This is a genomic window from Shinella oryzae (assembly GCF_023038235.1).
In the GTDB taxonomy this organism is placed as follows: Bacteria; Pseudomonadota; Alphaproteobacteria; order Rhizobiales; family Rhizobiaceae; genus Shinella; species Shinella sumterensis.
The window spans coordinates 3,296,483-3,320,029 of sequence record NZ_CP081987.1 but is presented as its reverse complement, the minus strand read 5'-3'; the positions used below and the strand labels follow the sequence as shown (position 1 = coordinate 3,320,029).

General features: G+C 66.5%; 27 protein-coding genes and 1 riboswitch. Of the genes, 18 read left to right on the top strand and 9 right to left on the bottom strand.

Annotated elements, in window-relative coordinates:
* The first annotated feature begins 16 nt into the window (after nucleotides 1-16).
* Entirely contained in the window at nucleotides 17-1,222 is a 1,206-nt protein-coding gene (gene coaBC / locus K6301_RS16185) for a bifunctional phosphopantothenoylcysteine decarboxylase/phosphopantothenate--cysteine ligase CoaBC (protein WP_247218444.1), read from the top strand.
* Here the strand turns inward: coaBC and K6301_RS16180 are convergent.
* A complete protein-coding gene (locus K6301_RS16180; protein ID WP_247218441.1) occupies nucleotides 1,215-2,036 on the bottom strand; it encodes a class II glutamine amidotransferase in 822 nt (273 codons plus the stop codon). The two genes, coaBC and K6301_RS16180, sit on opposite strands and share 8 nt — an antisense overlap.
* 274 nt (nucleotides 2,037-2,310) lie before the next feature.
* Here K6301_RS16180 and K6301_RS16175 point away from each other — a divergent pair, with 274 nt between their 5' ends.
* From K6301_RS16175 to K6301_RS16160, 4 genes are all read left to right on the top strand, one after another.
* Nucleotides 2,311-3,222, top strand: coding sequence for a pirin family protein (locus K6301_RS16175; RefSeq protein WP_134648090.1), 912 nt, complete (start codon nucleotides 2,311-2,313; stop codon nucleotides 3,220-3,222).
* Between the two features lie 55 nt (nucleotides 3,223-3,277).
* Nucleotides 3,278-3,682, top strand: coding sequence for a GFA family protein (locus tag K6301_RS16170; RefSeq protein WP_247218439.1), 405 nt, complete (start codon nucleotides 3,278-3,280; stop codon nucleotides 3,680-3,682).
* A 3-nt stretch (nucleotides 3,683-3,685) separates the two neighbouring features.
* Nucleotides 3,686-4,486 (top strand): AraC family transcriptional regulator, encoded by an 801-nt coding sequence (locus K6301_RS16165; RefSeq protein ID WP_247218437.1) that lies wholly within the window; start codon nucleotides 3,686-3,688, stop codon nucleotides 4,484-4,486.
* Between the two features lie 74 nt (nucleotides 4,487-4,560).
* On the top strand, nucleotides 4,561-5,172 hold the full coding sequence (locus K6301_RS16160; RefSeq protein ID WP_247218435.1) for a LysE family translocator: 612 nt from the start codon (nucleotides 4,561-4,563) through the stop codon (nucleotides 5,170-5,172).
* 3 nt (nucleotides 5,173-5,175) lie between these two features.
* On the opposite strand, the gene thiD is transcribed toward K6301_RS16160, so the two are convergent.
* Both thiD and K6301_RS16150 read right to left on the bottom strand, forming a co-directional pair.
* The gene (gene thiD / locus K6301_RS16155) at nucleotides 5,176-5,985 is read right to left on the bottom strand and encodes a bifunctional hydroxymethylpyrimidine kinase/phosphomethylpyrimidine kinase (protein WP_247218434.1); all 810 of its coding nucleotides are present in this window, start codon (nucleotides 5,983-5,985) and stop codon (nucleotides 5,176-5,178) included.
* A 41-nt stretch (nucleotides 5,986-6,026) separates the two neighbouring features.
* Nucleotides 6,027-6,121, bottom strand: a riboswitch (TPP riboswitch).
* A 51-nt stretch (nucleotides 6,122-6,172) separates the two neighbouring features.
* Nucleotides 6,173-7,753 carry a peptide chain release factor 3 gene (locus tag K6301_RS16150; protein ID WP_247218432.1) on the bottom strand — a complete coding sequence of 527 codons (1,581 nt, stop codon included), beginning with the start codon at nucleotides 7,751-7,753 and terminating at the stop codon, nucleotides 6,173-6,175.
* 95 nt (nucleotides 7,754-7,848) lie between these two features.
* On the opposite strand from K6301_RS16150, the gene dut reads away from it, so the two are divergent.
* Nucleotides 7,849-8,322: a dUTP diphosphatase gene (gene dut, locus K6301_RS16145; protein WP_247218430.1), complete on the top strand. Its 474-nt coding sequence runs from the start codon at nucleotides 7,849-7,851 to the stop codon at nucleotides 8,320-8,322.
* A complete protein-coding gene (locus K6301_RS16140; protein ID WP_247218428.1) occupies nucleotides 8,322-9,212 on the top strand; it encodes a GNAT family N-acetyltransferase in 891 nt (296 codons plus the stop codon). Before dut ends, K6301_RS16140 begins: the two co-directional genes overlap by 1 nt.
* Here the strand turns inward: K6301_RS16140 and K6301_RS16135 are convergent, their stop codons facing one another.
* The gene (locus tag K6301_RS16135; protein WP_425475409.1) at nucleotides 9,213-9,797 is read right to left on the bottom strand and encodes a LysE family translocator; all 585 of its coding nucleotides are present in this window, start codon (nucleotides 9,795-9,797) and stop codon (nucleotides 9,213-9,215) included.
* 335 nt (nucleotides 9,798-10,132) lie between these two features.
* Here K6301_RS16135 and K6301_RS16130 point away from each other — a divergent pair, with 335 nt between their 5' ends.
* The 3 genes from K6301_RS16130 (at nucleotide 10,133) to K6301_RS16120 (ending at nucleotide 12,303) form a co-directional block, all read left to right on the top strand.
* Nucleotides 10,133-10,750 (top strand): LysE family translocator, encoded by a 618-nt coding sequence (locus K6301_RS16130; protein ID WP_247218423.1) that lies wholly within the window; start codon nucleotides 10,133-10,135, stop codon nucleotides 10,748-10,750.
* A 127-nt stretch (nucleotides 10,751-10,877) separates the two neighbouring features.
* Nucleotides 10,878-11,843 (top strand): cysteine synthase A, encoded by a 966-nt coding sequence (gene cysK / locus K6301_RS16125; RefSeq protein WP_247218421.1) that lies wholly within the window; start codon nucleotides 10,878-10,880, stop codon nucleotides 11,841-11,843.
* A gap of 61 nt (nucleotides 11,844-11,904) precedes the next feature.
* Nucleotides 11,905-12,303, top strand: coding sequence for a VOC family protein (locus K6301_RS16120; protein WP_247218419.1), 399 nt, complete (start codon nucleotides 11,905-11,907; stop codon nucleotides 12,301-12,303).
* 179 nt (nucleotides 12,304-12,482) lie between these two features.
* On the opposite strand, the gene K6301_RS16115 is transcribed toward K6301_RS16120, so the two are convergent.
* From K6301_RS16115 to rsmI, 4 genes are all read right to left on the bottom strand, one after another.
* Entirely contained in the window at nucleotides 12,483-14,012 is a 1,530-nt protein-coding gene (locus K6301_RS16115; RefSeq protein ID WP_247218417.1) for a YifB family Mg chelatase-like AAA ATPase, read from the bottom strand.
* Between the two features lie 198 nt (nucleotides 14,013-14,210).
* The gene (gene gshB / locus K6301_RS16110; protein ID WP_247218415.1) at nucleotides 14,211-15,155 is read right to left on the bottom strand and encodes a glutathione synthase; all 945 of its coding nucleotides are present in this window, start codon (nucleotides 15,153-15,155) and stop codon (nucleotides 14,211-14,213) included.
* Between the two features lie 117 nt (nucleotides 15,156-15,272).
* Nucleotides 15,273-15,641 (bottom strand): YraN family protein, encoded by a 369-nt coding sequence (locus K6301_RS16105; RefSeq protein ID WP_247218413.1) that lies wholly within the window; start codon nucleotides 15,639-15,641, stop codon nucleotides 15,273-15,275.
* Complete coding sequence (rsmI, locus tag K6301_RS16100; RefSeq protein ID WP_425475408.1) at nucleotides 15,631-16,530, bottom strand: 16S rRNA (cytidine(1402)-2'-O)-methyltransferase; 900 nt, start codon at nucleotides 16,528-16,530, stop codon at nucleotides 15,631-15,633. Before rsmI ends, K6301_RS16105 begins: the two co-directional genes overlap by 11 nt.
* Nucleotides 16,531-16,791: 261 nt before the next feature.
* Here rsmI and dnaN point away from each other — a divergent pair, with 261 nt between their 5' ends.
* From dnaN to K6301_RS16065, 7 genes are all read left to right on the top strand, one after another.
* Nucleotides 16,792-17,910, top strand: a complete 1,119-nt coding sequence (gene dnaN / locus K6301_RS16095; RefSeq protein WP_247218409.1) for a DNA polymerase III subunit beta — start codon at nucleotides 16,792-16,794, stop codon at nucleotides 17,908-17,910.
* A gap of 206 nt (nucleotides 17,911-18,116) precedes the next feature.
* Complete coding sequence (pmtA, locus tag K6301_RS16090; protein WP_247218407.1) at nucleotides 18,117-18,719, top strand: phospholipid N-methyltransferase PmtA; 603 nt, start codon at nucleotides 18,117-18,119, stop codon at nucleotides 18,717-18,719.
* A 9-nt stretch (nucleotides 18,720-18,728) separates the two neighbouring features.
* Nucleotides 18,729-19,310, top strand: coding sequence for a histidine phosphatase family protein (locus K6301_RS16085; protein ID WP_247218406.1), 582 nt, complete (start codon nucleotides 18,729-18,731; stop codon nucleotides 19,308-19,310).
* Between the two features lie 2 nt (nucleotides 19,311-19,312).
* Nucleotides 19,313-20,011, top strand: a complete 699-nt coding sequence (gene pyrF / locus K6301_RS16080) for an orotidine-5'-phosphate decarboxylase (protein ID WP_247218404.1) — start codon at nucleotides 19,313-19,315, stop codon at nucleotides 20,009-20,011.
* Nucleotides 20,012-20,027: 16 nt separating this feature from the next.
* The gene (locus K6301_RS16075; protein WP_134648124.1) at nucleotides 20,028-20,315 is read left to right on the top strand and encodes a DUF1330 domain-containing protein; all 288 of its coding nucleotides are present in this window, start codon (nucleotides 20,028-20,030) and stop codon (nucleotides 20,313-20,315) included.
* 120 nt (nucleotides 20,316-20,435) lie between these two features.
* Nucleotides 20,436-21,416, top strand: coding sequence for a complex I NDUFA9 subunit family protein (locus K6301_RS16070; protein WP_247218401.1), 981 nt, complete (start codon nucleotides 20,436-20,438; stop codon nucleotides 21,414-21,416).
* Between the two features lie 252 nt (nucleotides 21,417-21,668).
* Nucleotides 21,669-21,818 carry a hypothetical protein gene (locus tag K6301_RS16065; protein ID WP_167718928.1) on the top strand — a complete coding sequence of 50 codons (150 nt, stop codon included), beginning with the start codon at nucleotides 21,669-21,671 and terminating at the stop codon, nucleotides 21,816-21,818.
* A 39-nt stretch (nucleotides 21,819-21,857) separates the two neighbouring features.
* Here the strand turns inward: K6301_RS16065 and K6301_RS16060 are convergent, their stop codons facing one another.
* Nucleotides 21,858-22,664: an undecaprenyl-diphosphate phosphatase gene (locus tag K6301_RS16060; protein ID WP_134648128.1), complete on the bottom strand. Its 807-nt coding sequence runs from the start codon at nucleotides 22,662-22,664 to the stop codon at nucleotides 21,858-21,860.
* 189 nt (nucleotides 22,665-22,853) lie between these two features.
* Here K6301_RS16060 and K6301_RS16055 point away from each other — a divergent pair, with 189 nt between their 5' ends.
* Nucleotides 22,854-23,546, top strand: a complete 693-nt coding sequence (locus tag K6301_RS16055) for a glutathione S-transferase family protein (protein WP_134648130.1) — start codon at nucleotides 22,854-22,856, stop codon at nucleotides 23,544-23,546.
* The last annotated feature ends 1 nt before the right edge of the window (nucleotide 23,547 follow it).

Here is a 23,547-nt window from a genome sequence, read left to right as displayed (position 1 = left end):
GAGCCCGGGACATGCCATGCCGCTTGCAGGAAAACGCATCCTCCTCGTCATTTCCGGCGGGATCGCCGCCTACAAGAGCCTCGATCTCATCCGCCGCCTGCGCGAACGCGGCGCAGAGGTGCGGCCCGTCATGACGTCGGGCGCCCAGCATTTCGTCACGCCGCTTGCCGTCGGCGCCCTGTCGTCCGGCCATGTCTATACGGACCTGTTCTCCCGCGAGGACGAGCAGGATGTCGGCCATATCCGCCTGGCGCGCGACTGCGACCTCATCGTCGTCGCGCCCGCCACGGCCGACCTGATGGCCAAGATGGCGAACGGCCTGGCCGACGACCTCGCCTCCACCGTGCTTCTCGCCACCGACCGCCCCGTGCTGCTTGCGCCGGCCATGAACCCGAAAATGTGGTCCCATGCCGCGACGCGCCGCAATGTCGAGACGCTGCGCCGCGACGGCCTCGCCTTCATCGGCCCCAATGCCGGCGAAATGGCCGAAAGCGGCGAGGCGGGCGCCGGCCGCATGGCCGAGCCGCTGGAGATCGTCGCGGCGGTGGAGCGCCTGCTGGATGGCGGGAGAAAGCCGCTTGCCGGCCGCAAGGCCGTGGTCACATCGGGTCCGACGCATGAGCCGATCGATCCCGTGCGCTATATCGCCAACCGCTCCTCGGGCCGGCAGGGCCATGCCATCGCCGCCGCCCTGGCGCGGCTTGGCGCCGAGGTGACGCTCGTCTCCGGGCCTGTCACGATCCCCGACCCGCCGGGCGTGACCGTGATCCGCGTCGAGCAGGCGTCGGAGATGCTGGCGGCGGTGCTCGGCGCGCTGCCGGCGGATATCGCCGTCATGGTGGCCGCCGTCGCCGACTGGCGCGTGGCGACGGCCAATGCGGAAAAGATCAAGAAGCAGCCCGGCGAAGGACCGCCGCCGCTGATGCTGTCGGAAAACCCGGATATCCTGAAGACCATCGGCCATCATGCGAAGCGCCCGACTGTCGTCGTCGGCTTTGCGGCCGAGACGCAGGATGTCGAAAACAACGGCCGGGTGAAGCTCGAAAAAAAGGGCGCCGATCTCATCGTCGCCAACGATGTCTCGCCGGAAACCGGCATCATGGGCGGCACGACGAACAGCGTGAAGCTCATTACCGCCGACGGCATCACGGCATGGCCGGAGCTTTCCAAGGACGATGTCGCCGATCGTCTCGCCGGCTGGATTGCCGAACGGCTTATTTGACGAGGGCGAGCTTGGCTTCCATCGATCCTGCCGGGCGGCCGGCAGGCGAGAAGATGCGCATGTCGACGCCGTTTTCGCCGAGCACCACGGCGCTGCCATCGGGGATTTCCACCCAGGCCTCTGTGTCGTCGTTCAGGGGCTCGGACACGAGGCAATAGCCACCGGCATCGCCCATCGGCGCGGCGTAGAGCGTCGGTGCCGCATAGTCCGTCGCGTAGCGCACGGCATAAAGCTGGTTGCCATCGGAAAACGCGGCCGTGAACCGCACAAGCACCTTGTGCTCCAGATGGGCGGCAAGGCGCTCGACGAAGGCGATGGTTTCGGCCATGGCGCCGAGCGGATCCCGGGCAAGGCCGAATTGCAGCGCCAGCAGGAAGAGCAGTTCCGAATCCGTGGAGCCCGTGCGCGCGCTGTAGAGATCATTGTCCAGCATGGTCTCGAGCGGCCGGCGCAGATGCTCGAAATCGGCGATCTGTCCGTTGTGCATGAAGGACCAGATGCCGTGCACGAAGGGATGGCAATTGTCGCGCCGCGTGCCGCCACCCGTCGCGGCGCGGACATGGGCGAGGAAGAGCGGCGAGCGGACCTGCCGCGCGATGCTGCGCAGGTTGCAGTCGGACCAGGCCGGCAGGATATCGCGGTAGCGGCCGGGCTCCGGGCGGTCGCCGTACCAGGCGATGCCGAAGCCGTCACCGTTGGTGGCCGTCTTGGCGCGCGTGGCGCAGTGGGACTGTTCGATCAGCGAATGGGCGGGCGAGGACACGAGTTCCTCGAGAAAGAGCGGCTCTCCGCGATAGGCTGCCCAACGGCACATGACATTTCCTGCTTGATTGGACCGGTGCGAACCGGTGACGGATCCGACGCATTAACCATGGCACTGCCCGGATTTTCAACGCAAATGGGTAAAAATGCGTTAACGAAAGTAAACGGACGGAAACCATGCGTGTCATTCCCGCACGGGCGAGCCGCACGGCTGCACGCCGCGAAAGTCGCTTGTGTGAACACTGCGTTTCATGTCGGGCAGATTTCGTGAACAATCGCGCCGGCGTATAGAAGGGGCAAGCAACCCAGTCGAAAGGACTTCTCCCATGTCCATACGCCCCGTCAAACACGAAAGCATCGCCCGCCCCGCCATGGAAGGCGCCGGCGTGAAACTGCACCGCGTCTTCGGCTTCGGCGATCCGTCGCTGACCGACCCGTTCCTGATGATGGACGACTTCCGCAACAACGATCCCGACGACTATATCCGCGGCTTCCCGTGGCATCCCCACCGCGGCATCGAGACCATCACCTATGTGCTGGCCGGCAGCGTCGAGCACGGCGACAGCCTCGGCAACCACGGCGTCATGGGCGCCGGCGACGTGCAGTGGATGACGGCCGGCAGCGGCATCCTGCACCAGGAAATGCCGCGCGGCGACTTCGCCGGCAAGATGCATGGCTTCCAGCTGTGGGCCAACCTGCCCTCGTCGCTCAAGATGACGGCGCCGCGCTACCAGGACATCAAGTCCGCTGATATTCCCGTCGCCGTCGACGACGACGGCACCGTGGCGCGCGTCATCGCCGGCAGCTTCTGGGGCAAGACCGGCCCGGTCGACGGCATCGCCGCCGAGCCCGTCTATCTCGACATCTCGGTGCCGCCGGGCAAGACGAAGCGCCTGCCGGTCGATACCTACCGCTCTGCCTTCGCCTATATCTTCGCCGGCTCCGGCACGTTCCGCGACGCCTCGAAGCCCTTCGGCGTGAAGGTGGAAAAGGAGTTCCAGGGCGAGGAGCTGAACATCCGCGACCTCTCCGGCAACCGCACGCTCGTGGTCTTCGATACCGGCGACGAGGTGACAGTGCAGGCCGGCGAGCAGGGCATCCGCTTCCTGCTGGTTTCGGGCAAACCCATCGAGGAGCCCGTCGCCTGGCACGGCCCCATCGTGATGAACACCCAGGCCGAGTTGCAGCAGGCCATGCGCGAGCTGCGCAACGGCACCTTCATCAAGCCGGCGCATTGACGTCGCGCGACAGGCGCCTATCCTTCCGCCTTTACCCGAGGCGGAAGGACGAGAGATGCGGATCGACGGACAATGCCATTGCGGCTTCGTGACCTACGAGGCCGAGATCGATCCCGATGGTCTGCTCATCTGCCACTGCACGGATTGCCAGCGGCTGACCGGCTCGCCCTATCGCGTCACCGTGCGCGTGCCGCGGGCCGATCTCACCCTCACCGGCGAGACGCCGAAGGTCTATACCAAGATCGCCGAAAGCGGCCGCGAGCGATTTCTGCACTTCTGCCCGGAATGCGGAACGCCGCTGTTTTCCTCCGGCACGGGCGAGGCGGCCGCCTTTTGGGGCATCCGTTGGGGCAGCATCAACCAGCGCGCCGCCCTCAAGCCCAAGCGCCAGATCTGGTGCTCTTCGGCCACCGACTGGTTCGGCGAGACCAAAGCCCTTCCCGGCACGCCGCGGGAGTAGGGCGTGGCAAGCGGCCGTTTCCAGGTCCTGCGCACGGCCATCGACGGCGTCGAGGCCGTCATCGCCGACAGCAGCCACGCCTTCGCCCGCCACAGCCACGACACCTACGGCATCGGCCTGGTCGAACGCGGCGCGCAGACATCGGCGAGCGGGCGCGGCCGCGTGGAGGCGCAGGCCGGCAACACGATCACCGTCAACCCCGGCGAGGTGCATGACGGCGCGCCGCTTGGCGGCGCGTCCCGCGCCTGGCGCATGCTCTATATGCGGCTGGATATCGTCGCGGCCGCGGCACAGGACATTTTCGAAGGGGACACCCGCGAGGAATTTTATGCGCCCGTGCTGGACGACAGCCGCGTCGGCCGGCTTGTCGCGGCCGCTCTGACGGCGCTGGTCGATACCAAGGCCGCAGCAATCTGCCGCGATGAGCGGCTTCTCCTGCTGCTGGCGGCGGTGCTGCGCGAACGGGCGCCGCGCCGCGAGGGCATTGCGGCTGCCGGCATCGCCCGCGCACGCGAGCGGATCGACGCCGACCCGGTCTCGCCCGTCACGCTCGATGCGCTGGCCGCCGATTGCGGCCTTGGCCGTTTCCGGCTGGTGCGGGATTTCGCCCGCGCGACGGGGCTGACACCCCACGCCTATCTCATCCAGCGCCGAACGGATCTCGCCCGCCGCCTCATCGCCGCCGGCAATCCGCTTGCCGATGCCGCGGCCGGCGCCGGCTTCGCCGACCAGAGCCACATGACCCGCAACTTCACGCGGCGTTACGGCTACACGCCGGGCGCCTATCTGGCCGCCCTCACCTGACCTGCAATTTCGTTCAAGACCGCGATGACCGTCCGGTGTTTCCTGCCGCCTCTTCAAGCGCATGGAAACCCGACATGACCACCGAATTCCTCATCACCTCGCTCATCGTCATCCTGCTTCCGGGCACCGGCGTCATCTACACCGTGGCGCGCGGGGTCAGCGGCGGCTTTCGCGCCGGCCTGCTTGCGGCCTTCGGCTGCACGCTGGGCATCATCCCGCATATGCTGGCCAGCATCGCCGGGCTCGCCGCCATCCTGCATGCCAGCGCGCTTGCCTTCGAACTCCTGCGCATCATCGGCGTCATCTACCTGCTCTTCATCGCCTGGAGCATGCTGCGCGAAAGCGTTGCGCTCGATACGGCACCGGACCAGCCGGTCGAGGCGGCCGCGCGCATCGTGCGCAAGGGCGCCTTCACCAATGTCTTCAACCCCAAGCTCTCGCTGTTCTTCCTCGCCTTCCTGCCGCAGTTCGTGCCCGATGGCGCGCCGGACCTGACGGCGCGGATGCTCTTGCTCGGCGGCGTGTTCATGCTGCTGACCTTCCTGGTCTTCGCCGTCTATGCCGCGCTCGCGGCCAGCCTGCGACGGCAGGTGCTGGGCCGACCGGCGGTCATGACCTGGATGCAGCGCAGCTTCGCCGCGGCCCTGGGGCTCATGGGCCTGCGGCTGGCGCTTTCGGATCGCTGACCGTCACGCCCAGAGCGCGTGGAAATGATGCAGCGGACCGTGCCCCGCGCCGACTGCCAGCGCACCGGATCCGCGCACGGCACCGGCGACGAAGCTCTTGGCCGCGGCCACGGCCTCAGGCAGCGAATGCCCCTTGCCCAGTTCCGCCGCCACCGCGCTCGACAGCGTGCAGCCGGTGCCGTGGGTGTTGCGCGTGAGCACGCGCACGCCCTCGAACCAGCGCAGCGCGCCCGGCATGGCGAGCACATCCGGGCTCTCGTTGCCCGGCAGATGCCCGCCCTTCAGCAGAACCGCCTTCGGCCCGAGCGCCAGCAGGCGCTTCGCCTGGTTTTCCATCGCAGCCCGGTCGGTCGCCTCGGCTTCGCCGAGCAGGGCGGCCGCCTCCGGCAGGTTGGGCGTGAGCAGCGTGGACAGCGGCAGCAGCCGGCGCGTCAGGGCCTCCACGGCGTCTGCGGCCAGAAGAGAGGCCCCGCCCTTGGCGATCATGACGGGATCGAGCACGACGGGGACGGAGCGATGCGGCGACAGGGCGTTCGCCACCGCCTCGGCGATCTCGCCCGAGGCGATCATGCCGATCTTGACGGCGCCCACCCGCACATCGGCAAAGACATCGGCGATCTGCGCGGCGACGAAGGCCGGCGGCACGAGATGCACGCCCGAAACGCCCTGCGTGTTCTGCGCCGTCAGCGCGGTCAGCACGGCCATGCCATAGGTGCCACGGGCGGCGAAGGTCTTGAGGTCGGCCTGGATGCCGGCGCCGCCCGAGGGGTCGGAGCCTGCGATCGAGAGGATGTTTGCGATTGTGTCTGCCATCTCGCCTCCTTGCGGACGGAGGCGGGCGCGGGACAACGGCGAATGCAGTGCCAGCGACTCCCTCCGCCGGCATGATCCGGTTCAGGTTCAAAGGGTGCTTCTCAGCCCGCCTGCGCGGACGCCCCTGTCTGGCAATGCTTTTCGCAAATGGAGAGGCGCCTGTCACCTTGAAAGTGACAGGCCGCCGTCACGCCTTGGTGACGTGGTACTCCTTGATGGCGACCATCTTGATCGCGGGGTAACGCTCCGCCTCGTAGCGCAGCGAAAAGCTGTCCTGCGCAAGGAAGACCGGATCGCCATCGAGGTCGCGGGCGATATCGCCGCGGCGCTGAGTGACGAACTTGTCGAGTTCGGCCGCATTGTCGGAGGAAATCCAGCGGCAGACGGAAAAGCGCGACATTTCGAAGGAGACCGGCAGGCCGTATTCCTGCTGCAGGCGCTCCTTGAGAACGTCGAGCTGCAGCGCGCCGACGACACCGACGATGGCCGGCGTGCCGTCTTCCGGCGAGAAGAGCTGCACGACGCCCTCTTCCGCCATCTGCTGCAACGCTTCCTTCAGCTTCTTGGCCTTCATCGCGTCTTCCAGCCGCACGCGGCGCAGGATTTCCGGCGCGAAGTTCGGCACGCCCTCGAACACCAGCGCCTCGCCTTCCGTCAGCGTATCGCCGATGCGCAGCGTGCCGTGGTTGGGAATGCCAACCACGTCGCCGGCATAGGCCGTATCGGCCAGCTGGCGCTGCGAGGCGAAGAAGAACTGCGGTGCCGAGAGGCCGATCTGCTTGCCGGTGCGGGCAAGGCGCACCTTCATGCCGCGCTCCAGCATGCCGGAGCACACGCGCGCGAAGGCGATGCGGTCGCGGTGGTTCGGGTCCATGTTGGCCTGGATCTTGAAGACGAAGGCCGTCATCTTGTCTTCGGCGGCGTGGACCTTGCGCACATCTGCCACCTGGTCGCGCGGCGGCGGCGCGAAGGCGCCGAGCGCGTTGATGAGATCGCGCACCCCGAAATTGCGCAGCGCCGAACCGAAGAAGACCGGCGTCATATGGCCTTCGAGGAAGGCTTCGCGATCGAACGGCCGGCAGGCCTCGCGCGCCAGTTCCATCTCGTCGATGAAGGCTTGGCGCTCGTTTTCCGGCAGGTGTTTGGCGACTTCGGCGGCATCGTCCATCCTGGTCGGCTGGACCTGCGTGTCCGAGCCGCGGAAGGTGCGATCGGCCAGATGATAGGAGCCGCAGAAGGTCTTGGAGCGGCCGACCGGCCATGTCACCGGCGCGGTATCCAGCGCCAGCTTCTCTTCCACCTCGTCGAGGATCTCGAAGGGATCGCGGCTCTCGCGGTCCATCTTGTTGACGAAGGTGATGATCGGGATATCGCGCAGGCGGCAGACCTCGAACAGCTTCAGCGTCCGCGGCTCGATACCCTTTGCGGCGTCGATGACCATGACGGCCGCATCCACCGCCGTCAGCGTGCGGTAGGTGTCGTCGGCGAAGTCTTCGTGGCCGGGCGTATCGAGAATGTTGAAGACGTTGCCGTCATATTCGAAGGTCATGACCGAGGTCACGACCGAGATGCCGCGCTCGCGCTCGATCTTCATCCAGTCCGAACGGGTCTGGATGCGGTCCTTCTTCGCCTTCACCTCGCCGGCGAGCTGGATGGCGCCGCCGAACAGCAGCAGCTTTTCGGTGAGGGTGGTTTTACCGGCGTCCGGGTGCGCGATGATCGCGAAGGTGCGGCGGCGGGAGACCGCCTCGGCAAGGGTTTCGGCCATGTTCAAGCAATATCCTGTGAGTTGGCGCGGTCTTTACAGGCTCCGCCGCGAAGATGCAATTGACGGCCCGCGCCTGCGGCCGGCTTATGGGTGTCATGAACGCGCACGCTCCCGCCAAGCCCACGCTCTCCCTCGTTCGCCTGCCGAACGGTGCGGATATCGAGCTCCCCGCCTACGAAACGACGGGCGCCGCCGGCATGGACCTGCGCGCGGCGGTGGATGCCGACGCGGCCCTCACGCTTGCGCCGGGAAAACGCGCGCTCGTGCCGACCGGCTTCATCTTTGAAATCCCGCATGGCTACGAGGCCCAGATCCGGCCGCGCTCCGGCCTCGCCTTCAAGCACGGCGTCACCTGCCTCAACACGCCCGGCACCATCGACAGCGATTATCGCGGCGAGGTGAAGGTGCTGCTCGTCAATCTCGGCGAGGAAGCCTTCACCATCGAACGCGGCATGCGCGTCGCCCAGATGGTCATCGCGCCCGTGACGCAGGTGGCCGTGCGCGAGGCCGTGGAGGCGAGCGAAACCGCGCGCGGCGCCGGCGGCTTCGGCTCCACCGGCGTGCGGTGATGTCATCCGACAAGGCGGGCCTCATCTTCCGCGCACATTACTTCGACGACCGCGCGGCCTGGCAGGGCCTCTGCGATCTGCTCCGGGACATATTCGAGATCGATGTCTCCGGTCTTGACCGGTTGGGCGGACCGGACCCGACCAGCGCGCCCTTCGGCTTCTTTGACGCCGACGGCACCTGCATCGCCAATATCACCGCTTTCGCCATGCCGCTCGTCATCGACGGCGTCTTTGTGCGGGCGGCGGGCCTGCAATCCGGCGCGGTCCGGCCGAGCCATCGCGGCCGCGGGCTCTATCGCGCCGTCATGGAGGCGGCGCTCGATCATTGCAACGCCGAAGGTTTCGAGGCCGTCGTGCTCCTGACGGACACGCCGGCGCTCTACGAGAAACACGGCTTCCGCCCGCTCCCGCAGCACCGCTTCGCCGGCGTGCCTCCCACGGGCGGGCGGGCGTTCGCGACCCGCCGGCTTCACCTCGCGAACGAGGCGGACCTGACGCTGCTCAGCCGGCTGCTCGATGGCCGGGCACCGGTTTCCGACCGCTTCGCGCCGCTCCGGCAGAAGGAAATGTTCCTGTTCAACGCATCGCTGATGCCGGATCTGAAGCTCGACCTCCTGGAAGAGGCGGGCGCGGTCGTCGCCTGGCAGGCGGATGGCGAAGGCAATGTCGATATCCTCGACATCGTCGGCACGCGCATGCCCGCCCTCGCGGATATCCTGGCAAGCCTCGATGTCACGCCACAGCGCGTGACCGTGCATTTCGCGCCCGATCACCTGGCGTGGGATGGCGAAGCGATTGCCGATGACGGCGAAATGGTCCTCATGCTGCGCGGCCCGGACGATCTTCAGCCCGCCCTGCCCTTCGCCCTGCCGCCGATGGCGGCGTTCTGATCAGCGGCGCGCTTCCGTCGCCATGCGCAGGGCGAGCCCGGCCAGCACCGTGCCCATCAGCCAGCGCTGCACGAGCCCCCAGCGCGGGCGCGCTGAAAGAAGGGCCGCGACGGAGCCGGCCGAAACGGCGATCAGCGCGTTGACGCTGACGCTGATGACCACCTGCACCCCGCCCAGCACCAGCGATTGCAGGAGAACGTTCCCCTTTGCCGGATCGATGAACTGCGGCAAAAGCGAAAGATAGAGTATCGCGATCTTCGGGTTCAGGAGATTGGTCAGAAACCCCATGAAGAAGAGCCTGCGGTTGCTGTCGCGCGGCAGCGCCTTCACCTCGAAGGCCGAGCGGCCGCCCGGGCGCAGCGCCTGCCAGGCAAGCCAGGCGAGATAGAGCGCGCCGGCAAGCCGCAACGCATCATAGGCAAAGGGCACCGCCATCAGGAAGGCGGTGATGCCGAGCGCAGCCGACAAGACATAGAAGACGAAGCCCAAAGCGACACCGCCGAGCGAGACGAGACCGGCCGCCGGGCCCTGGCAGATCGAGCGGGAGACGAGATAGATCATGTTCGGCCCCGGCGTCAGCACCATGCCGAGCGCGATGAGAGCGAAGGCGGCAAGGCTTGTCGGGTCGGGCACGGACGTTTCTCCCTGATGCGCCCCTAAAGCCTACGCCGCGGCTGCGGCCATCGCAAGGAGGGCCTTGTCCCGGTGACAAGTGAGCCATCGCCTGCGTGGCATATGGTTTGCGAAACTGCAGGCTCCACGGCACCATCTGCTCCTTGGCAGGGAGACTGGAAGCACCGGGCTTTCAGGCTTACACCCAAGCGAGGTTAGCGCGGGCCAAGGTGATGGATTCAGCGCGCACTCGACCCATTGCCGGAAAACCACGTCGGGCTTAAGAGGAACCGATCAAGGAGCCCTCCATGTCGCTTGCCGTCCTTCTCGCCTATTCCGGCGCGCTCTTCATCGCCGCCATCATTCCCGGCCCCGGCATCACGGCCATCGTGGCCCGCGCGCTCGGCTCCGGTTTCCGGCCGACCTTCTTCATGGGGCTCGGGCTCATCCTCGGCGACATGGTCTATCTGACGGCCGTCATCCTCGGCCTCGCCTTCATCGCGCAGACCTTCACCACGGCCTTCATGGTCATCAAGATCGCCGGTGCGCTCTATCTCGGCTATATCGCCTGGAAGCTGTGGACCACCGGGCTCCTGCCGCAGGATATCGAGGCCCGCCGCACCACGAGCATCGGCGCGGCCTTCCTTTCCGGCCTGCTCGTGACGCTCGGCAATCCCAAGACGATGCTGTTCTACGTGGCGCTCGTGCCGACGCTCGTCGACCTCAACGCCGTCGGCCTTGCGGACTACGGCCTGCTGCTGGCCGCGACCTTCATCGTGCTCCTCGCAGTGCTCATTCCCTATATTGCGCTCGCCTCGCGCGCCCGGCTGCTTCTCAGGCAGCCCAAGGCCCTGCAAAGGCTGAACCGCGTCGCCGCGAGCGTTCTTGCCGGGACGGCCGCCTATATCGCGACGAGGGCGGCCTGACGGGAGCGGGCTTTCGCCGCGGAACGACCCGATTATTCCACAACCGGCGCTTTTGCCGCGAAATCCGGACTCGTCTAAAGGCCCATTCCCTCCTACATTCCCGTCAACGAGAACCAGGAGGTACCCGATGAGCGACACCCGCAAACCCGGCCGCGGCCGCGTCTATGCATCCATCACCGAGACGATCGGCGACACACCCCTTGTGCGGCTCGACAAGTTCGCCAAGGCAAATGGCGTCGTCGCCCATCTTCTCGGCAAGCTCGAATTCTTCAACCCGATCGCCTCGGTGAAGGACCGTATCGGCGTGGCGATGATCGAAGCGCTGGAAGCGCAGGGCAAGATCACGCCCGGCCAGTCGACGCTGGTCGAGCCGACATCGGGCAATACCGGCATCGCGCTGGCCTTCGCGGCGGCCGCCAAGGGCTATCGGCTCATCCTCACCATGCCCGAGACCATGTCGATCGAGCGCCGCAAGATGCTCGCCCTGCTCGGCGCCGAGCTCGTGCTGACCGAGGGGCCCAAGGGCATGAAGGGCGCGATCGCCATGGCCGAGGAACTGGCGAGCACCATTCCCGGCGCCGTCATCCCGCAACAGTTCGAGAACCCGGCCAACCCGGAAATCCACCGCAAGACGACGGCCGAGGAAATCTGGAACGACACCGACGGCGCCGTCGACATCCTCGTGTCCGGCATCGGCACCGGCGGCACGATCACCGGTGTCGGCCAGGTGCTGAAAGCCAAAAAGCCCGGCTTCAAGGTCGTCGCCGTCGAGCCGGCCGACAGCCCGGTGCTGTCAGGCGGCAATCCCGGCCCGCACAAGATCCAGGGCATCGGCGCGGGCTTTGCCCCCGCGATCCTCGACAAGTCGGTCTACGACGAGGTCGTGACCGTGAGCAATGACGAGGCCTTCCAGAATGCGCGCCTAGTGGCGCGCCTCGAAGGCGTTCCGGTCGGCATCTCCTCGGGTGCGGCCCTTACGGCCGCCGCCAAGGTGGGCAGCCGCCCGGAAAATGCCGGCAAGACGATCGTCGTCATCATCCCGTCCTTCGCGGAACGTTATCTTTCGACCGCGCTCTTCGAAGGCCTCGCCTGACAGAGGATGGGCCCGCCGCGCCAGAACCGCGGCGGGCCTTCCGCAACGAGCAAGCTCCGACATGCTCCACCATCTTTCCCTCGGCGTTCACAGCCTGGACCGGGCCGTCGTGTTCTACGACGCCGCGATGGCGGCGCTCGGCTATGCACGCGTCTGGTCCGACATCCGGCCGGGCGAGCCCGGACAGGCTGTGGGTTACGGTTTCGCGGGCGGCGGCGACAAGCGCACCATCAAGGAACTTGGCGTCGCTGCGCATCCTCCCGGGCCGGGCTTCCACATCGCCTTCGCCGCGTCGAACCGCGCGGCCGTGGACCGTCTCCACGCGGCCGCACTGGCGGCCGGCGGCACCGACAACGGCGCACCGGGGCTTCGGGCGCAATATGGCCCGGACACTTATGCCGCCTTCGTCATCGACCCGGACGGGCACCGGATCGAGGCCGTCTTCAAGGGGCAGCCGTGACGACACGGCACGCCGCATGACCCGCTCGATACCGCGCGCCATCCTCCCGTTCACGCCGCCAGTCGCGGGCCCGGCGCTAGAGCATTTCCGGTGAACTCCGGTTCACCGGAAATGCTCTAGATTCCTGTTTTTACCGCATTGTCCGACGCCGAAGCGACTTCGCTTCGGCTGGAATTGCTCTAGGCCGCAACCATCCGCTCCCCCACGATGCGATAGGAAATGGCTTCCGCCAGATGGATCCGTCCGACGATCGGGGTTTCGTCGAGATCGGCCAGCGTGCGCGCGACCTTGAGAACACGATGATAGCCCCGCGCGGAAAACCGCATCTTCTCCGCCGCGTCGCGCAACAGTTGGAGGCCCGCCGGATCGGGCTCGGCCATGCGTTCGACGAGGGCGGTGGAGGCGCGGGCGTTGCTGGTCACCCGGGGCATGCCCAGACGGGCGAACCGGTCGACCTGCAGGGCGCGCGCGGCCGCGACGCGCCGGGCGACCGCTTCGCTCGGCTCGGTGGCCACGGGGCGGATGAGATCGCTTGCCGAAACCGCGGGCACGTCGATGCGGATATCGATGCGGTCCATGAACGGGCCGGAGACGCGGGCTTGGTACTCGCTCATGCAGCGCGGCCCGCGCGCGCAGCTGCGTCCCGGCTCGCCCGCCATGCCGCAGCGGCAGGGATTCATCGCCGCGACGAGCTGGAAGGCTGCGGGATAGCTGACGCGGTGGTTGGCCCGCGCGATGATGCATTCGCCCGTCTCGAGCGGCTGGCGCAAGGCATCGAGCGCCTGCGGCGAGAATTCCGGCAGCTCGTCAAGGAACAGCACGCCGTTATGCGCGAGCGACACCTCGCCGGGCCTTGCCCGCGATCCGCCGCCCACAAGGGCCGCCATGGTGGCGGAATGATGCGGTGTGCGGAACGGGCGCCGATCCGAAAGGCGCCCTCCGGAAAGCTGGCCGGCGATGGAATGGATCATCGAGACGTCGAGCAGTTCCGCCGGCGAGAGCGGCGGCAGGATGGCGGCCAGGCGCGCGGCAAGCATGGACTTGCCCGAGCCGGGCGGCCCGACCATCAGCAGATTGTGGTTGCCTGCCGCCGCCACTTCCAGCGCGCGCTTGGCGCTTTCCTGCCCGCGGATATCGGCAAGATCGGGCAGGCCGGCGGCCGCGGCGCGAATGGCCGGCGCCGGGCGCGACAGGACCTGGCTGCCCTTGAAATGATTGGCAAGCGCGATCAGGCTGCGGGGCGCCAGGATATCGAGACCGCCGCCGGCCCAGGCGGCTTCCGCGCCGTTTTCCGCCGGGCAGATCAGCCCCTTGCCCAGCGCATTGGCCGCCATGGCCGCCGGAAGCGCGCCGGCAACCGGCGCGATCGTGCCGTCGAGATTGAGTTCGCCGATGACGAGATAATCCTCCAGCGCATCGCCCGGCACCGCCCCCAGCGCCGTCATCAGACCAAGCGCAATGGCGAGGTCGTAGTGGCTGCCCTCCTTGGGCAGGTCGGCCGGGGCGAGGTTGATCGTGACCCGCTTGGGCGGCAGCGAGAGGCCGGAGGCGTGCAGAGCGGCCTGCACCCGCTCGCGGCTTTCGGCGACCGCCTTGTCGGCGAGGCCGACGATCTGCATGCCCACCTTGCCGGGCGCGACCATCACCTGCACATCGACAGGCACGCCCTCGATGCCCTGAAACGCTATTGTCCCGACACGCGCCACCATGACTGCCCCCGCTCGCTCCAGCCGAAAACGGACCATCAACCCGCCCCAGGGTTGCAACTGCAAATCTGGCATGGAATGCGGAATGAAACAAGAACAATTATAGAACTTGAGCGAGAATTATCCGCGCGCCGGTTGCGGGCGGTTGTATCGGCGGAACAAAGGCGGTGCGGCGGCGAACCGCGGGCCCCGCCGCCGGCGTCAGCGCTTGCTTTCGATGGCGTCCCACAGCAGGGCCGCTATGTCCGCGCCGCCGAACTTCTTCACCTCGCGCAACCCCGTCGGCGAGGTGACATTGATCTCCGTCATGTAGTCGCCGATGACGTCGATACCCACGAGCAGGAAGCCGCGCTCGCGCAGCGCAGGCCCGATGCGGGCGCAGATTTCCCTTTCGCGCGCCGTCAGTTCCGTCGGCTCCGGGCGGCCGCCGGCATGCATGTTGGAGCGCGCATCATGCTCGGCCGGCACGCGGTTGATCGCACCCACCGGTTCGCCATCGACAAGGATGATGCGCTTGTCGCCCTTGCGGACATCGGGCAGGTATTGCTGGGCGATGAAGGGCTCGCGGAACATCTGGCCGAACATTTCGAGCAGCGACGACAGGTTGCGGTCATCCTTGGTCGAATGGAAGACACCGGCGCCGCCATTGCCATAGAGCGGCTTGAGGATCATGTCGCCCATCTCGTCGCGGAAGCGGCGGATCTCGGCGGGATCGCGGGTGATGAGGGTCTTCGGCATCAGGTCGGCGAATTCGGTGACGAAGATCTTCTCCGGCGAATTGCGCACCCAGGCCGGGTCGTTGACGACGAGCGTCTTCGGATGGATCCGCTCGAGCAGATGCGTGGAGGTGATGTAGGACATGTCGAAGGGCGGATCCTGGCGCAGAAGAACCACGTCCATGGTCGAGAGATCGACGCGCTCGGCCTCGCCAAGCGTATAGTGGTCGCCCTTGATGTCGCGCAGCTCCATCGGCTCGACGCTCGCATAGACCTTGCCGTCACGCAGGCTCAGCCGGTCGGGCGTGTAGTGGAAGAGCCTGTAGCCGCGGGCCTGCGCCTCGAGGCTCATGGCGAAGGTGGAATCGCCGGCGATGCTGATGGTCGACACATGGTCCATCTGGACCGCGACGTTCTTGATCTTAGCCATGAAAGGTCCCCTCAGGAATGCCGCACACATTTAGGACGCCGCGGGCGCGAAGACAACGCCGGCCGGAGGCGAAATCCGCGGTGGTGTCGCCTGGATAAACTTCCCGTCTCTTTCTGTTCAGAACGCATCCACGAAATGCCTTGGAAGCCGCCATGGCCGCACCGCGACGATGTCGTAGCGCAGGGAAAGACGGTGGGCGTCGGGCTGGCGGGACAGCCAGATCTCGCTCGCAGCGCGGATGCGACGCTGGGCCGTGCCGGTCACCGCGAAGACGGCGCTGTCGACATCGCGGCGCGCCTTCACCTCCACGCAGACCACCAGATCGCCGCGCCGGGCGATGATGTCGATCTCGCCGGCCTTGGTGCGGTAGCGGATGGCCCGGATGCGATAGCCCTTGGCGAGAAGATAGAGCGCGGCGAGATATTCCGAGACGTGCCCGCGGCGGAAGGCCTTGAGCCGGGTCGGATCCGCCGGCCTATCGCGCATCGCCGTCCTTCAGGTCGAGAAGGCGCTGGTAGAGATCGCGCCGCGGCAGGCCGGTCTGGCGGGCCGCCTCGGTCGCCGCCTTGCCGGCCGGCATGTCCCGGACGAGCTGCGCAAGCAGGCGGTCGACGTCTTCCGCCCCGGGTGCGGCCGCCTCGCCCGGCGGGCCGATGACCAGCACGATTTCGCCCTTAACCGCGCCGGCCTCGGCATAATGCGCGGCAAGCTCGCCCAGCGTGCCGCGGCGGAATTCCTCGAAGGTCTTGGTCAGTTCGCGGCAGACGCAGGCCGGCCGGCTTTCACCCAGCACATCGGCCGCGGACACCAGCGTGGCGGCGATGCGATGGGGCGATTCGAAGAAGAGAAGCGTGGCGGGAACGCCGGCAAGCTCGGCCAGCCGGTCGCGCCGGGCCTTGTCCTTCGATGGCAGGAACCCTGCGAAGAAGAAGGCATCGTTCGGAAGACCCGCACCGACAAGGGCGGCCAGCGGCGCCGAAGCGCCGGGAATGGGCACGACACGGTGACCAGCCTCGATGGCGAGCAATGCGAGGCGATAGCCGGGGTCGGAGACGAGCGGCGTGCCGGCATCCGACACCAGCGCGACGGATTTGCCCGCATCGAGCGCCGCGATCAGGCGCGGGCCCACCTCGTCGGCATTGTATTCATGATAGGCGTAGGGCCGGTTGACGATGCCGTAGCGGTCGAGCAGCACGCGGGTGACGCGCGTGTCCTCGCAGGCCAGCACATCGGCGCCGGCCAGCGTTTCGAGCGCGCGAAGCGTGATGTCGGAGAGGTTGCCGATGGGGGTCGCCACGAGATAGAGCGCCGGCTCCAGCGGCCGGGCGGGCACCACGGCATTGTGCAGGCGGAACGTCCTGCCGCCTTCGCCCATCCCGCTTGCCACGCTTTCGTCCCGCATCGATCCCACGCCTTTCCGGCCGCGTGAACGGCCGTGCATTCCACCCCTTATGGTCGAGCACCGGCACGCTCGCAAGAGACGACGGTTGACTATCGCGTGTCGCGCACCGTTAGCACTTGCAATCCGTCGCGAAATTCTGCCATTTTGCCCGTCCCATCTTTCCGGCCTGGCCGGAATTTCAAGGCAATGCCGCGCCGGTTTCCGGCGTGCCAGCGGTCGAAAGCGGTACAGTTCATGCGCATTACTCTCGAGCGGTCCAATCTCCTGAAGTCGTTGAACCACGTTCATCGCGTGGTCGAGCGGCGCAACACGATCCCGATCCTCTCGAACGTTCTGCTGCGCTGCGACGGCGCCAGCCTCGACATGAAGGCGACGGACCTCGACCTCGAGATCACCGAGGCGACGCCCGCGCAGGTCGACCAGGCCGGCGCCACGACCGTTCCGGCCCACCTGCTCTACGATATCGTGCGCAAGCTTTCCGACGGTTCGGAAGTGGCACTCGCCACCAATGCCGACGGCTCGTCCATGTCGGTCACGTCGGGCCGCTCGAAATTCTCGCTGCAGTGCCTGCCGCAGTCCGATTTCCCCGATCTCACCGCCGGCAGCTTCTCGCACACGTTCCGCCTCAAGGCGACGGACCTCAAGATGCTGATCGATCGCACGCAGTTTGCGATCTCGACGGAGGAAACCCGCTATTACCTCAACGGCATCTTCATCCACACCATCGAGAGCGGCGGCCAGCTGAAGCTGCGCGCCGTCGCCACCGACGGCCACCGCCTCGCGCGCGCCGACGTGGAAGCGCCCTCGGGCTCCGAGGGCATGCCCGGCATCATCATCCCGCGCAAAACGGTCGGCGAGTTGCAGAAGCTCGTGGACAATCCCGAGCTCGTGGTCACCGTCGAGGTGTCGGATGCGAAGATCCGCTTCACCATCGGCTCGATCGTGCTGACCTCCAAGCTGATCGACGGCACGTTCCCGGATTACCAGCGCGTGATCCCGACCAACAACGACAAGGAACTGAAGATCGACTGCCAGTCCTTCGCGCAGGCCGTCGACCGCGTCTCCACCATCTCGTCGGAACGCGGCCGCGCCGTGAAGCTGGCGTTGGCCGAAGGGCAGCTGACGCTGACCGTCAACAACCCGGATTCGGGAAGTGCCACGGAAGAACTGCCCGTCGGCTACGACAACGATCCGCTCGAAATCGGCTTCAACGCGAAGTACCTGCTCGACATCACCGCGCAGCTTTCGGGCTCGGAAGCCGTGTTCATGCTGGCCGATCCGGGCTCGCCGACGCTCGTGCGTGATCTCGCCGGCGACGACGCGCTATACGTTCTGATGCCGATGCGCGTCTAGGGCCGATCGCGCGGCATCGGGAAACCGTTCAGGAACCCGCTGGCCGCCGGCGGGTTCTTTTTTACCCGATCGCTGACCGGAAACGCCTGACAGCGACGCAATCAGACTTGTTTTTGACGCAAACCGCGTCGCATATTCGCCGGGCCGTTGAGTCGAGGGGGAACAACCCGCCAGCGGCTTGCGGATGAACCATGAAGGGGAACGACATGACGCTTCGCATGAAGGTGAAGGAACGCTTCGGCAAGAAATTCGACGACGAGATCCGTTTCTTCAAGGGTTGGGTGAGCAACACCAAAGCGGTCGGCGCGATCATCCCGACCTCTTCCGTCACCGCCCGGCGGATGGCGAGCGTCGTCAACCCCGCCTCCGGCCTTCCGGTCCTCGAGCTCGGCCCGGGCACGGGCGTCATCACCAAGGCGATCCTCGGCGCGGGCATCGCCCCGGACAAGCTGGTTTCCGTGGAATTCTCGACGGATTTCTACAACCACCTCGTCGAACGCTTCCACGGCGTCAACTTCATCAACGGCGACGCCTTCGATCTCGACAAGACGCTCGGCGATCTCAAGGATATGACCTTCGACAGCGTGGTTTCCGCCGTGCCTCTGCTCAATTTCCCCATGCACCGCCGCGTGGAACTGATCGAGGACCTCCTGTCGCGCATCCCGGTCGGCCGGCCCGTCGTGCAGATTTCCTACGGTCCGCTCTCGCCCGTCGTCGCCATGCCGGATCGCTACCAGATCAGCCATCTCGACTTCGTCGTGCGCAACATCCCGCCGGCGCAGCTCTGGACCTACCGCCGCACCCATTGAGGTGTTGCGGTGTTCGCCGTCTACATCACCCATCCGCAGGTTGCCATCGACCCGGCCGTGCCGGTGCCGGACTGGGGCCTTTCCGAAAAGGGGATAGAGAGGGCGCGGCTTGCGGCTTCCTCCGGCTGGGCGGCGCAGATCGGCCGCTTTGCCGCGAGCACCGAGCGCAAGGCCATCGAGACGGCCGAAATCCTCTCCACCAGGCGCGTCGCGATCGAGACGGACCACGCCATGGGCGAGAACGACCGTTCCGCCACCGGCTACCTGCCACCCGACGCCTTCGAGGACGCCGCAAACTGGTTCTTTGCGCATCCTGAGGAGAGCTTCAAAGGCTGGGAGCGGGCGGTGGATGCGCAGGCGCGTATCGTTATGGCCGTCGAGCGGGCGCTGGCCGGGCACGATCCCTCCGTCCCCATCGCCTTCGTCGGCCATGGCGGGGTCGGCACGCTGCTCAAATGCCACCTCCAGGGCAGGCCGATCGCGCGCGACCGGGACCAGCCCGCCGGCGGCGGCAATCTTTTCGCTTTCCGGCTTGCGGACCGCACCGTCACATGCGACTGGACGGCAATGGAATCTTGGAAAGGGTTTTGACCATGTCCGCGCGCGACCGCCTGATCGTTGGCCTCGATGTACCGACCATCGCGGAGGCGGAACGGGTGGTCAGGACATTGGGCGACACCGCCCTCTTCTACAAGATCGGCTACCAGCTGGTATTCGCCGGCGGCCTGGAATTCGCCCGCGATCTTGCCAAGGACGGCAAGAAGGTCTTCCTCGACATGAAACTGCTCGACATCGACAACACCGTGGCCAAGGGCGTCGAGAACATCGTGAAGATGGGCATGTCGATGCTGACTCTGCATGCCTATCCGAAGGCGATGGCCGCCGCGGTCGCCGCGGCAAAGGGCTCCGATCTCTGCCTGCTCGGCGTCACCGTGCTCACCTCCATGGATGCCAAGGACGTCATCGACGCCGGCTATGAATACGATCCGCACACGCTGGTGCTGCGCCGCGCCGAACAGGCCCGCGTCGCCGGCATGGGCGGTGTGGTCTGTTCCGCCGAGGAAGCGCGCGCCGTGCGCAAGATCGTCGGCGCGGACATGGCCATCGTGACGCCCGGCATCCGCCCGGCCGGTGCCGAGCCCGGCGACCAGAAGCGCGTGATGACGCCCGCCGATGCCTTGAAGGCCGGCTCCAGCCATCTCGTCGTCGCCCGCCCCATCGTCAAGGCCACCGATCCGCTCGCCGCTGTCAAGGCGATCCTCGCCGAGATGGACGGTGCGCTGACGGCATAACCACAGGGAGAGAACCATGGCGAAGGGTTACTGGATTGCACGGGTCGATGTGCGCGATGCCGAGCGCTACAAGGATTATGTCGCCGCCGCCAAGCCGGCCTTCGAGAAATACGGTGCCAATTTCCTCGCCCGCGGCGGCGCTTTCGAGCCGCTGGAAGGCCAGGTGCGCGCCCGCAACGTGGTGATCGAGTTCCCCTCGCTCCAGGCCGCCGTCGACTGCTACAATTCGCCGGAATACCAGATCGCCGCCGCCATCCGGCAGGAAGTGGCCGACGCCGAGATGGTCGTCGTCGAGGGCATCTGAGCATCCGGCGGGCCGACGCCTGAAAAACCGGCGCGCGAGACGCTTCGCCGCGCTTCACCTTGCCGATGCTTTGGGATATGTAGGCCTCACCTACCGATCCTATTTCTCAGGAGCAGCCTCATGACCTTGTCCAACCTTCCGCCGCTCGTCACCGTCTTCGGCGGCTCGGGCTTCGTCGGGCGTCATGTGGTGCGTGCGCTGGCGCGCCGCGGCTACCGCATCCGCGTCGCCGTGCGCCGTCCCGATCTCGCCGGTTTTCTTCAGCCGATGGGTGGCGTCGGGCAGATTTCCTTCGTCCAGGCGAACCTGCGCTACCGGCTGTCGGTCGACCGCGCGGTGGCGGGCTCGGACCACGTCATCAACTGCGTCGGCCTGCTTCTCGAAAGCGGCCGCAACACCTTCGACGCGGTGCAGGATTTCGGCGCGCGCGCCGTCGCCGAGGCCACCCGCGCGGCCGGTGCGACGCTGACCCACATCTCCGCCATCGGTGCGGATGAAAAATCCGCCTCCACCTATTCCCGCACCAAGGCGCGCGGCGAGGCCGCCGTGCTGCGCGCGGTTCCGGATGCCGTCATCCTGCGCCCGTCCATCGTCTTCGGTCCCGAGGACGGCTTCTTCAACAAGTTCGCCACCATGGCGCGCTTCTCACCCGTCCTGCCGTTGATCGGCGGCGGCCACACGAAGCTCCAGCCGGTCTATGTCGCCGATGTCGCCGAGGCCGTCGCGCGCTCCGTCGACGGCACGATCGCACGCGGCCGCATCTATGAACTCGGCGGCCCGGAGGTCCTGACCTTCCGCCAGTGTCTCGAGACCATGCTGCGCGTGACGGACCGCAAGAACCCCTTCGTCTCGCTTCCCTTCGGCGTCGCGTCGCTGATCGGCTCCATCGCCTCGCTGGTGCCCTTCGTGAAGCCGCCGCTCACCTCCGATCAGGTGACGCTGCTGCGCGCCGACAACATCGTCTCGCAGGCCGCCATCAGCGAGGGGCGCACGCTGGAAGCCATCGGCATCGAGCCGGCGCTGGTGGAAGCCATCCTGCCGAGCTACCTCGTCCGCTATCGCCAGCAGGGCCAGTTCACGCGCCTCGACCGCACCGCCTGAGCGCGGATTTCCCACAGGAAAACGGCCGCCGTGCGAGGTCTCGCGCGGCGGCCGTTTCGTTTCTCGCAGGGGGCTTTGCGGCCGCTGTTGCACTTATGCAGCGGTTAAAAAAAGCGTTGCGGCATTTACGCGGGATTCAGCATGTCGCGATATTGCTTGTGTCAGGGTCAGAGAATAAACACCGCCCCCGTCGCGTCCTGCAGGAAAGCAGCGTGCGGCGTATTTCAGCACCTCGAGAGGCTTTCGGCGCAAATGGGCAAGGCAATTGCAATCTTCTTCGGATTTTCGGCTCTGATCATCGTGGCCGGATCCTTTGCCGCGCCCACGACGGTTTCCGCCGGCAAGCACGGCTGCACGCCGGCCTACGGCGTCGATCCCTGCACGACCTCGTCGGTCAAGTAAGCTTCGGCCCGCCTGAAGCGACCGGCCGAAGCCGGTCTTTCAACCCCAGATCAGAAGGGCAATCAGGCCCAGCGTTCCCACGATGATCCGCCAGATGGCGAAGATCGTGAAGCCGCGGCGCGACACGAAGTCGAGCAGCGAGCGCACCACGAAAAGGCCCGCGATGAAGGCCGCGATAAAGCCGACGCCGATGATCAGGATGTCGTCGGAGGACAGCGCGTCGCGGTTCTTGTAGAGGTCGAGCGTGAAGGCGCCCAGCATGGTCGGCATCGCCAGGAAGAACGAGAACTCCGCCGCCGAACGCTTGTCCGTGCCCATCAAAAGCGCGCCGGCAATGGTGGCGCCCGAGCGCGAGGTGCCGGGGATCATGGCAAGGCACTGGCAAAGGCCGATCTTGAAGGCGAGCGACGGCGGGTACTTCATCGCATCCGTATAACGGGGCTGAAGCGGCATGCGGTCGATGACGTAGAGGATGACGCCGCCGATGATCAGCACGATGCAGATCAGCATGGGCGTTTCGAACAGCACCGTCTTGATGAAATCGTGCGCGAGCATGCCGATGACGACGGCCGGCAGGAAGGCCACGAGGACGCTGATGACGAAGCGCCGCGCCTCCGGGCTCGACGGCAGCGCGACGGCGACCTTCCAGAGCTTTGCCGCATAGACGGACAGGATCGCCAGGATCGCGCCGAGCTGGATGAGCACGGCGAAGGTGTTGCCCGGCGACTTGAAGCCGAGGAAATGCCCGGCGAGCAGGATATGGGCGGTCGAAGACACCGGGATGAATTCGGTCAGGCCCTCGATAAGGCCGAGGATGAGGGCGCTGACGATGGACTGGTCTGCCATGAAACTTCCTTGAGTCTTTGGGAGGAAAGGCGAGAAGCGAAAGCGGGCTTGCAGCACGAGGCCCGATTCGCTTGTGTTTGTACCACCAAATTTCTATAGGTTCGTCAAATCAGCCGTGGCCAAATCAGTTCCGCATGAGTCGGCGGGCCCGGCGCATTCCTTTCCGCACGATGAGTAAAAGCCGCGTTCATGCCAACACTCTATCATCACCCGATGTCTGCCGCCTCCCGCTTCGTCCGCCTCATCCTTGCGGAATACGGGTTCCAGACGGAGCTCGCCGAGGAGCAGCCCTGGGAGAACCGGCGCGACTTCCTCGCGCTCAACCCGGCCGGCACGCTTCCCGTCTATGTCGATGACAGCATGCGCGCGCTCTGTGGCGCTAGCATCATCTCGGAATATCTCGACGAGACCCATGGCGTCCTGAAGCGCGACCGCCGCCTGCTGGCGGAAGACCCGTTCCAGCGCGCGGAGATCCGCCGCCTGACCGAATGGTTCCTGCAGAAGATGGAGCAGGACGTCACGCGTCCCCTGGTGCGCGAGCGCATCTTCAAGCTCCAGATGACATCGGACCAGGGCGGCGGGCCGCCCGACAGCAAGATCCTGCGCAACTCGCGCGCCAATATCCGCCAGCACATGAAGTACCTGTCCTGGCTGGCCGGCTCGCGCACTTATCTGGCCGGCGACCGCCTCTCCTATGCCGATCTCGCCGCCGCGGCCTGTCTTTCGGTTCTCGACTATATGGGCGAGATCAACTGGACCGAGGCGCCGCAGGCCAAGGACTGGTATCAGCGGCTGAAATCGCGCCCCTCCTTCCGGCCGCTGCTGGCCGAGCGCGTGCGCGGGGTCACGCCGGTCTCGCATTACGCGGACCTGGATTTCTGAG

What these genes read in the sequence shown, in the direction of transcription:
- K6301_RS16065 (WP_167718928.1), top strand. Translation starts at nt 21,669, where the DNA reads ATGGGCAAGGCAATTGCAATCTTCTTCGGATTTTCGGCTCTGATCATC.
- K6301_RS16055 (WP_134648130.1), top strand. Translation starts at nt 22,854, where the DNA reads ATGCCAACACTCTATCATCACCCGATGTCTGCCGCCTCCCGCTTCGTC.
- K6301_RS16115 (WP_247218417.1), bottom strand. Translation starts at nt 14,012, where the DNA reads ATGGTGGCGCGTGTCGGGACAATAGCGTTTCAGGGCATCGAGGGCGTG.
- rsmI (WP_425475408.1), bottom strand. Translation starts at nt 16,530, where the DNA reads ATGGGCGAAGGCGGCAGGACGTTCCGCCTGCACAATGCCGTGGTGCCC.
- dnaN (WP_247218409.1), top strand. Translation starts at nt 16,792, where the DNA reads ATGCGCATTACTCTCGAGCGGTCCAATCTCCTGAAGTCGTTGAACCAC.
- cysK (WP_247218421.1), top strand. Translation starts at nt 10,878, where the DNA reads ATGAGCGACACCCGCAAACCCGGCCGCGGCCGCGTCTATGCATCCATC.
- thiD (WP_247218434.1), bottom strand. Translation starts at nt 5,985, where the DNA reads ATGGCAGACACAATCGCAAACATCCTCTCGATCGCAGGCTCCGACCCC.
- pmtA (WP_247218407.1), top strand. Translation starts at nt 18,117, where the DNA reads ATGACGCTTCGCATGAAGGTGAAGGAACGCTTCGGCAAGAAATTCGAC.
- K6301_RS16150 (WP_247218432.1), bottom strand. Translation starts at nt 7,753, where the DNA reads ATGGCCGAAACCCTTGCCGAGGCGGTCTCCCGCCGCCGCACCTTCGCG.
- dut (WP_247218430.1), top strand. Translation starts at nt 7,849, where the DNA reads ATGAACGCGCACGCTCCCGCCAAGCCCACGCTCTCCCTCGTTCGCCTG.
- K6301_RS16060 (WP_134648128.1), bottom strand. Translation starts at nt 22,664, where the DNA reads ATGGCAGACCAGTCCATCGTCAGCGCCCTCATCCTCGGCCTTATCGAG.
- K6301_RS16105 (WP_247218413.1), bottom strand. Translation starts at nt 15,641, where the DNA reads ATGCGCGATAGGCCGGCGGATCCGACCCGGCTCAAGGCCTTCCGCCGC.
- K6301_RS16175 (WP_134648090.1), top strand. Translation starts at nt 2,311, where the DNA reads ATGTCCATACGCCCCGTCAAACACGAAAGCATCGCCCGCCCCGCCATG.
- K6301_RS16170 (WP_247218439.1), top strand. Translation starts at nt 3,278, where the DNA reads ATGCGGATCGACGGACAATGCCATTGCGGCTTCGTGACCTACGAGGCC.
- K6301_RS16070 (WP_247218401.1), top strand. Translation starts at nt 20,436, where the DNA reads ATGACCTTGTCCAACCTTCCGCCGCTCGTCACCGTCTTCGGCGGCTCG.
- gshB (WP_247218415.1), bottom strand. Translation starts at nt 15,155, where the DNA reads ATGGCTAAGATCAAGAACGTCGCGGTCCAGATGGACCATGTGTCGACC.
- K6301_RS16180 (WP_247218441.1), bottom strand. Translation starts at nt 2,036, where the DNA reads ATGTGCCGTTGGGCAGCCTATCGCGGAGAGCCGCTCTTTCTCGAGGAA.
- K6301_RS16130 (WP_247218423.1), top strand. Translation starts at nt 10,133, where the DNA reads ATGTCGCTTGCCGTCCTTCTCGCCTATTCCGGCGCGCTCTTCATCGCC.
- pyrF (WP_247218404.1), top strand. Translation starts at nt 19,313, where the DNA reads ATGTCCGCGCGCGACCGCCTGATCGTTGGCCTCGATGTACCGACCATC.
- K6301_RS16120 (WP_247218419.1), top strand. Translation starts at nt 11,905, where the DNA reads ATGCTCCACCATCTTTCCCTCGGCGTTCACAGCCTGGACCGGGCCGTC.
- K6301_RS16135 (WP_425475409.1), bottom strand. Translation starts at nt 9,797, where the DNA reads ATGGTGCTGACGCCGGGGCCGAACATGATCTATCTCGTCTCCCGCTCG.
- K6301_RS16160 (WP_247218435.1), top strand. Translation starts at nt 4,561, where the DNA reads ATGACCACCGAATTCCTCATCACCTCGCTCATCGTCATCCTGCTTCCG.
- coaBC (WP_247218444.1), top strand. Translation starts at nt 17, where the DNA reads ATGCCGCTTGCAGGAAAACGCATCCTCCTCGTCATTTCCGGCGGGATC.
- K6301_RS16075 (WP_134648124.1), top strand. Translation starts at nt 20,028, where the DNA reads ATGGCGAAGGGTTACTGGATTGCACGGGTCGATGTGCGCGATGCCGAG.
- K6301_RS16140 (WP_247218428.1), top strand. Translation starts at nt 8,322, where the DNA reads ATGTCATCCGACAAGGCGGGCCTCATCTTCCGCGCACATTACTTCGAC.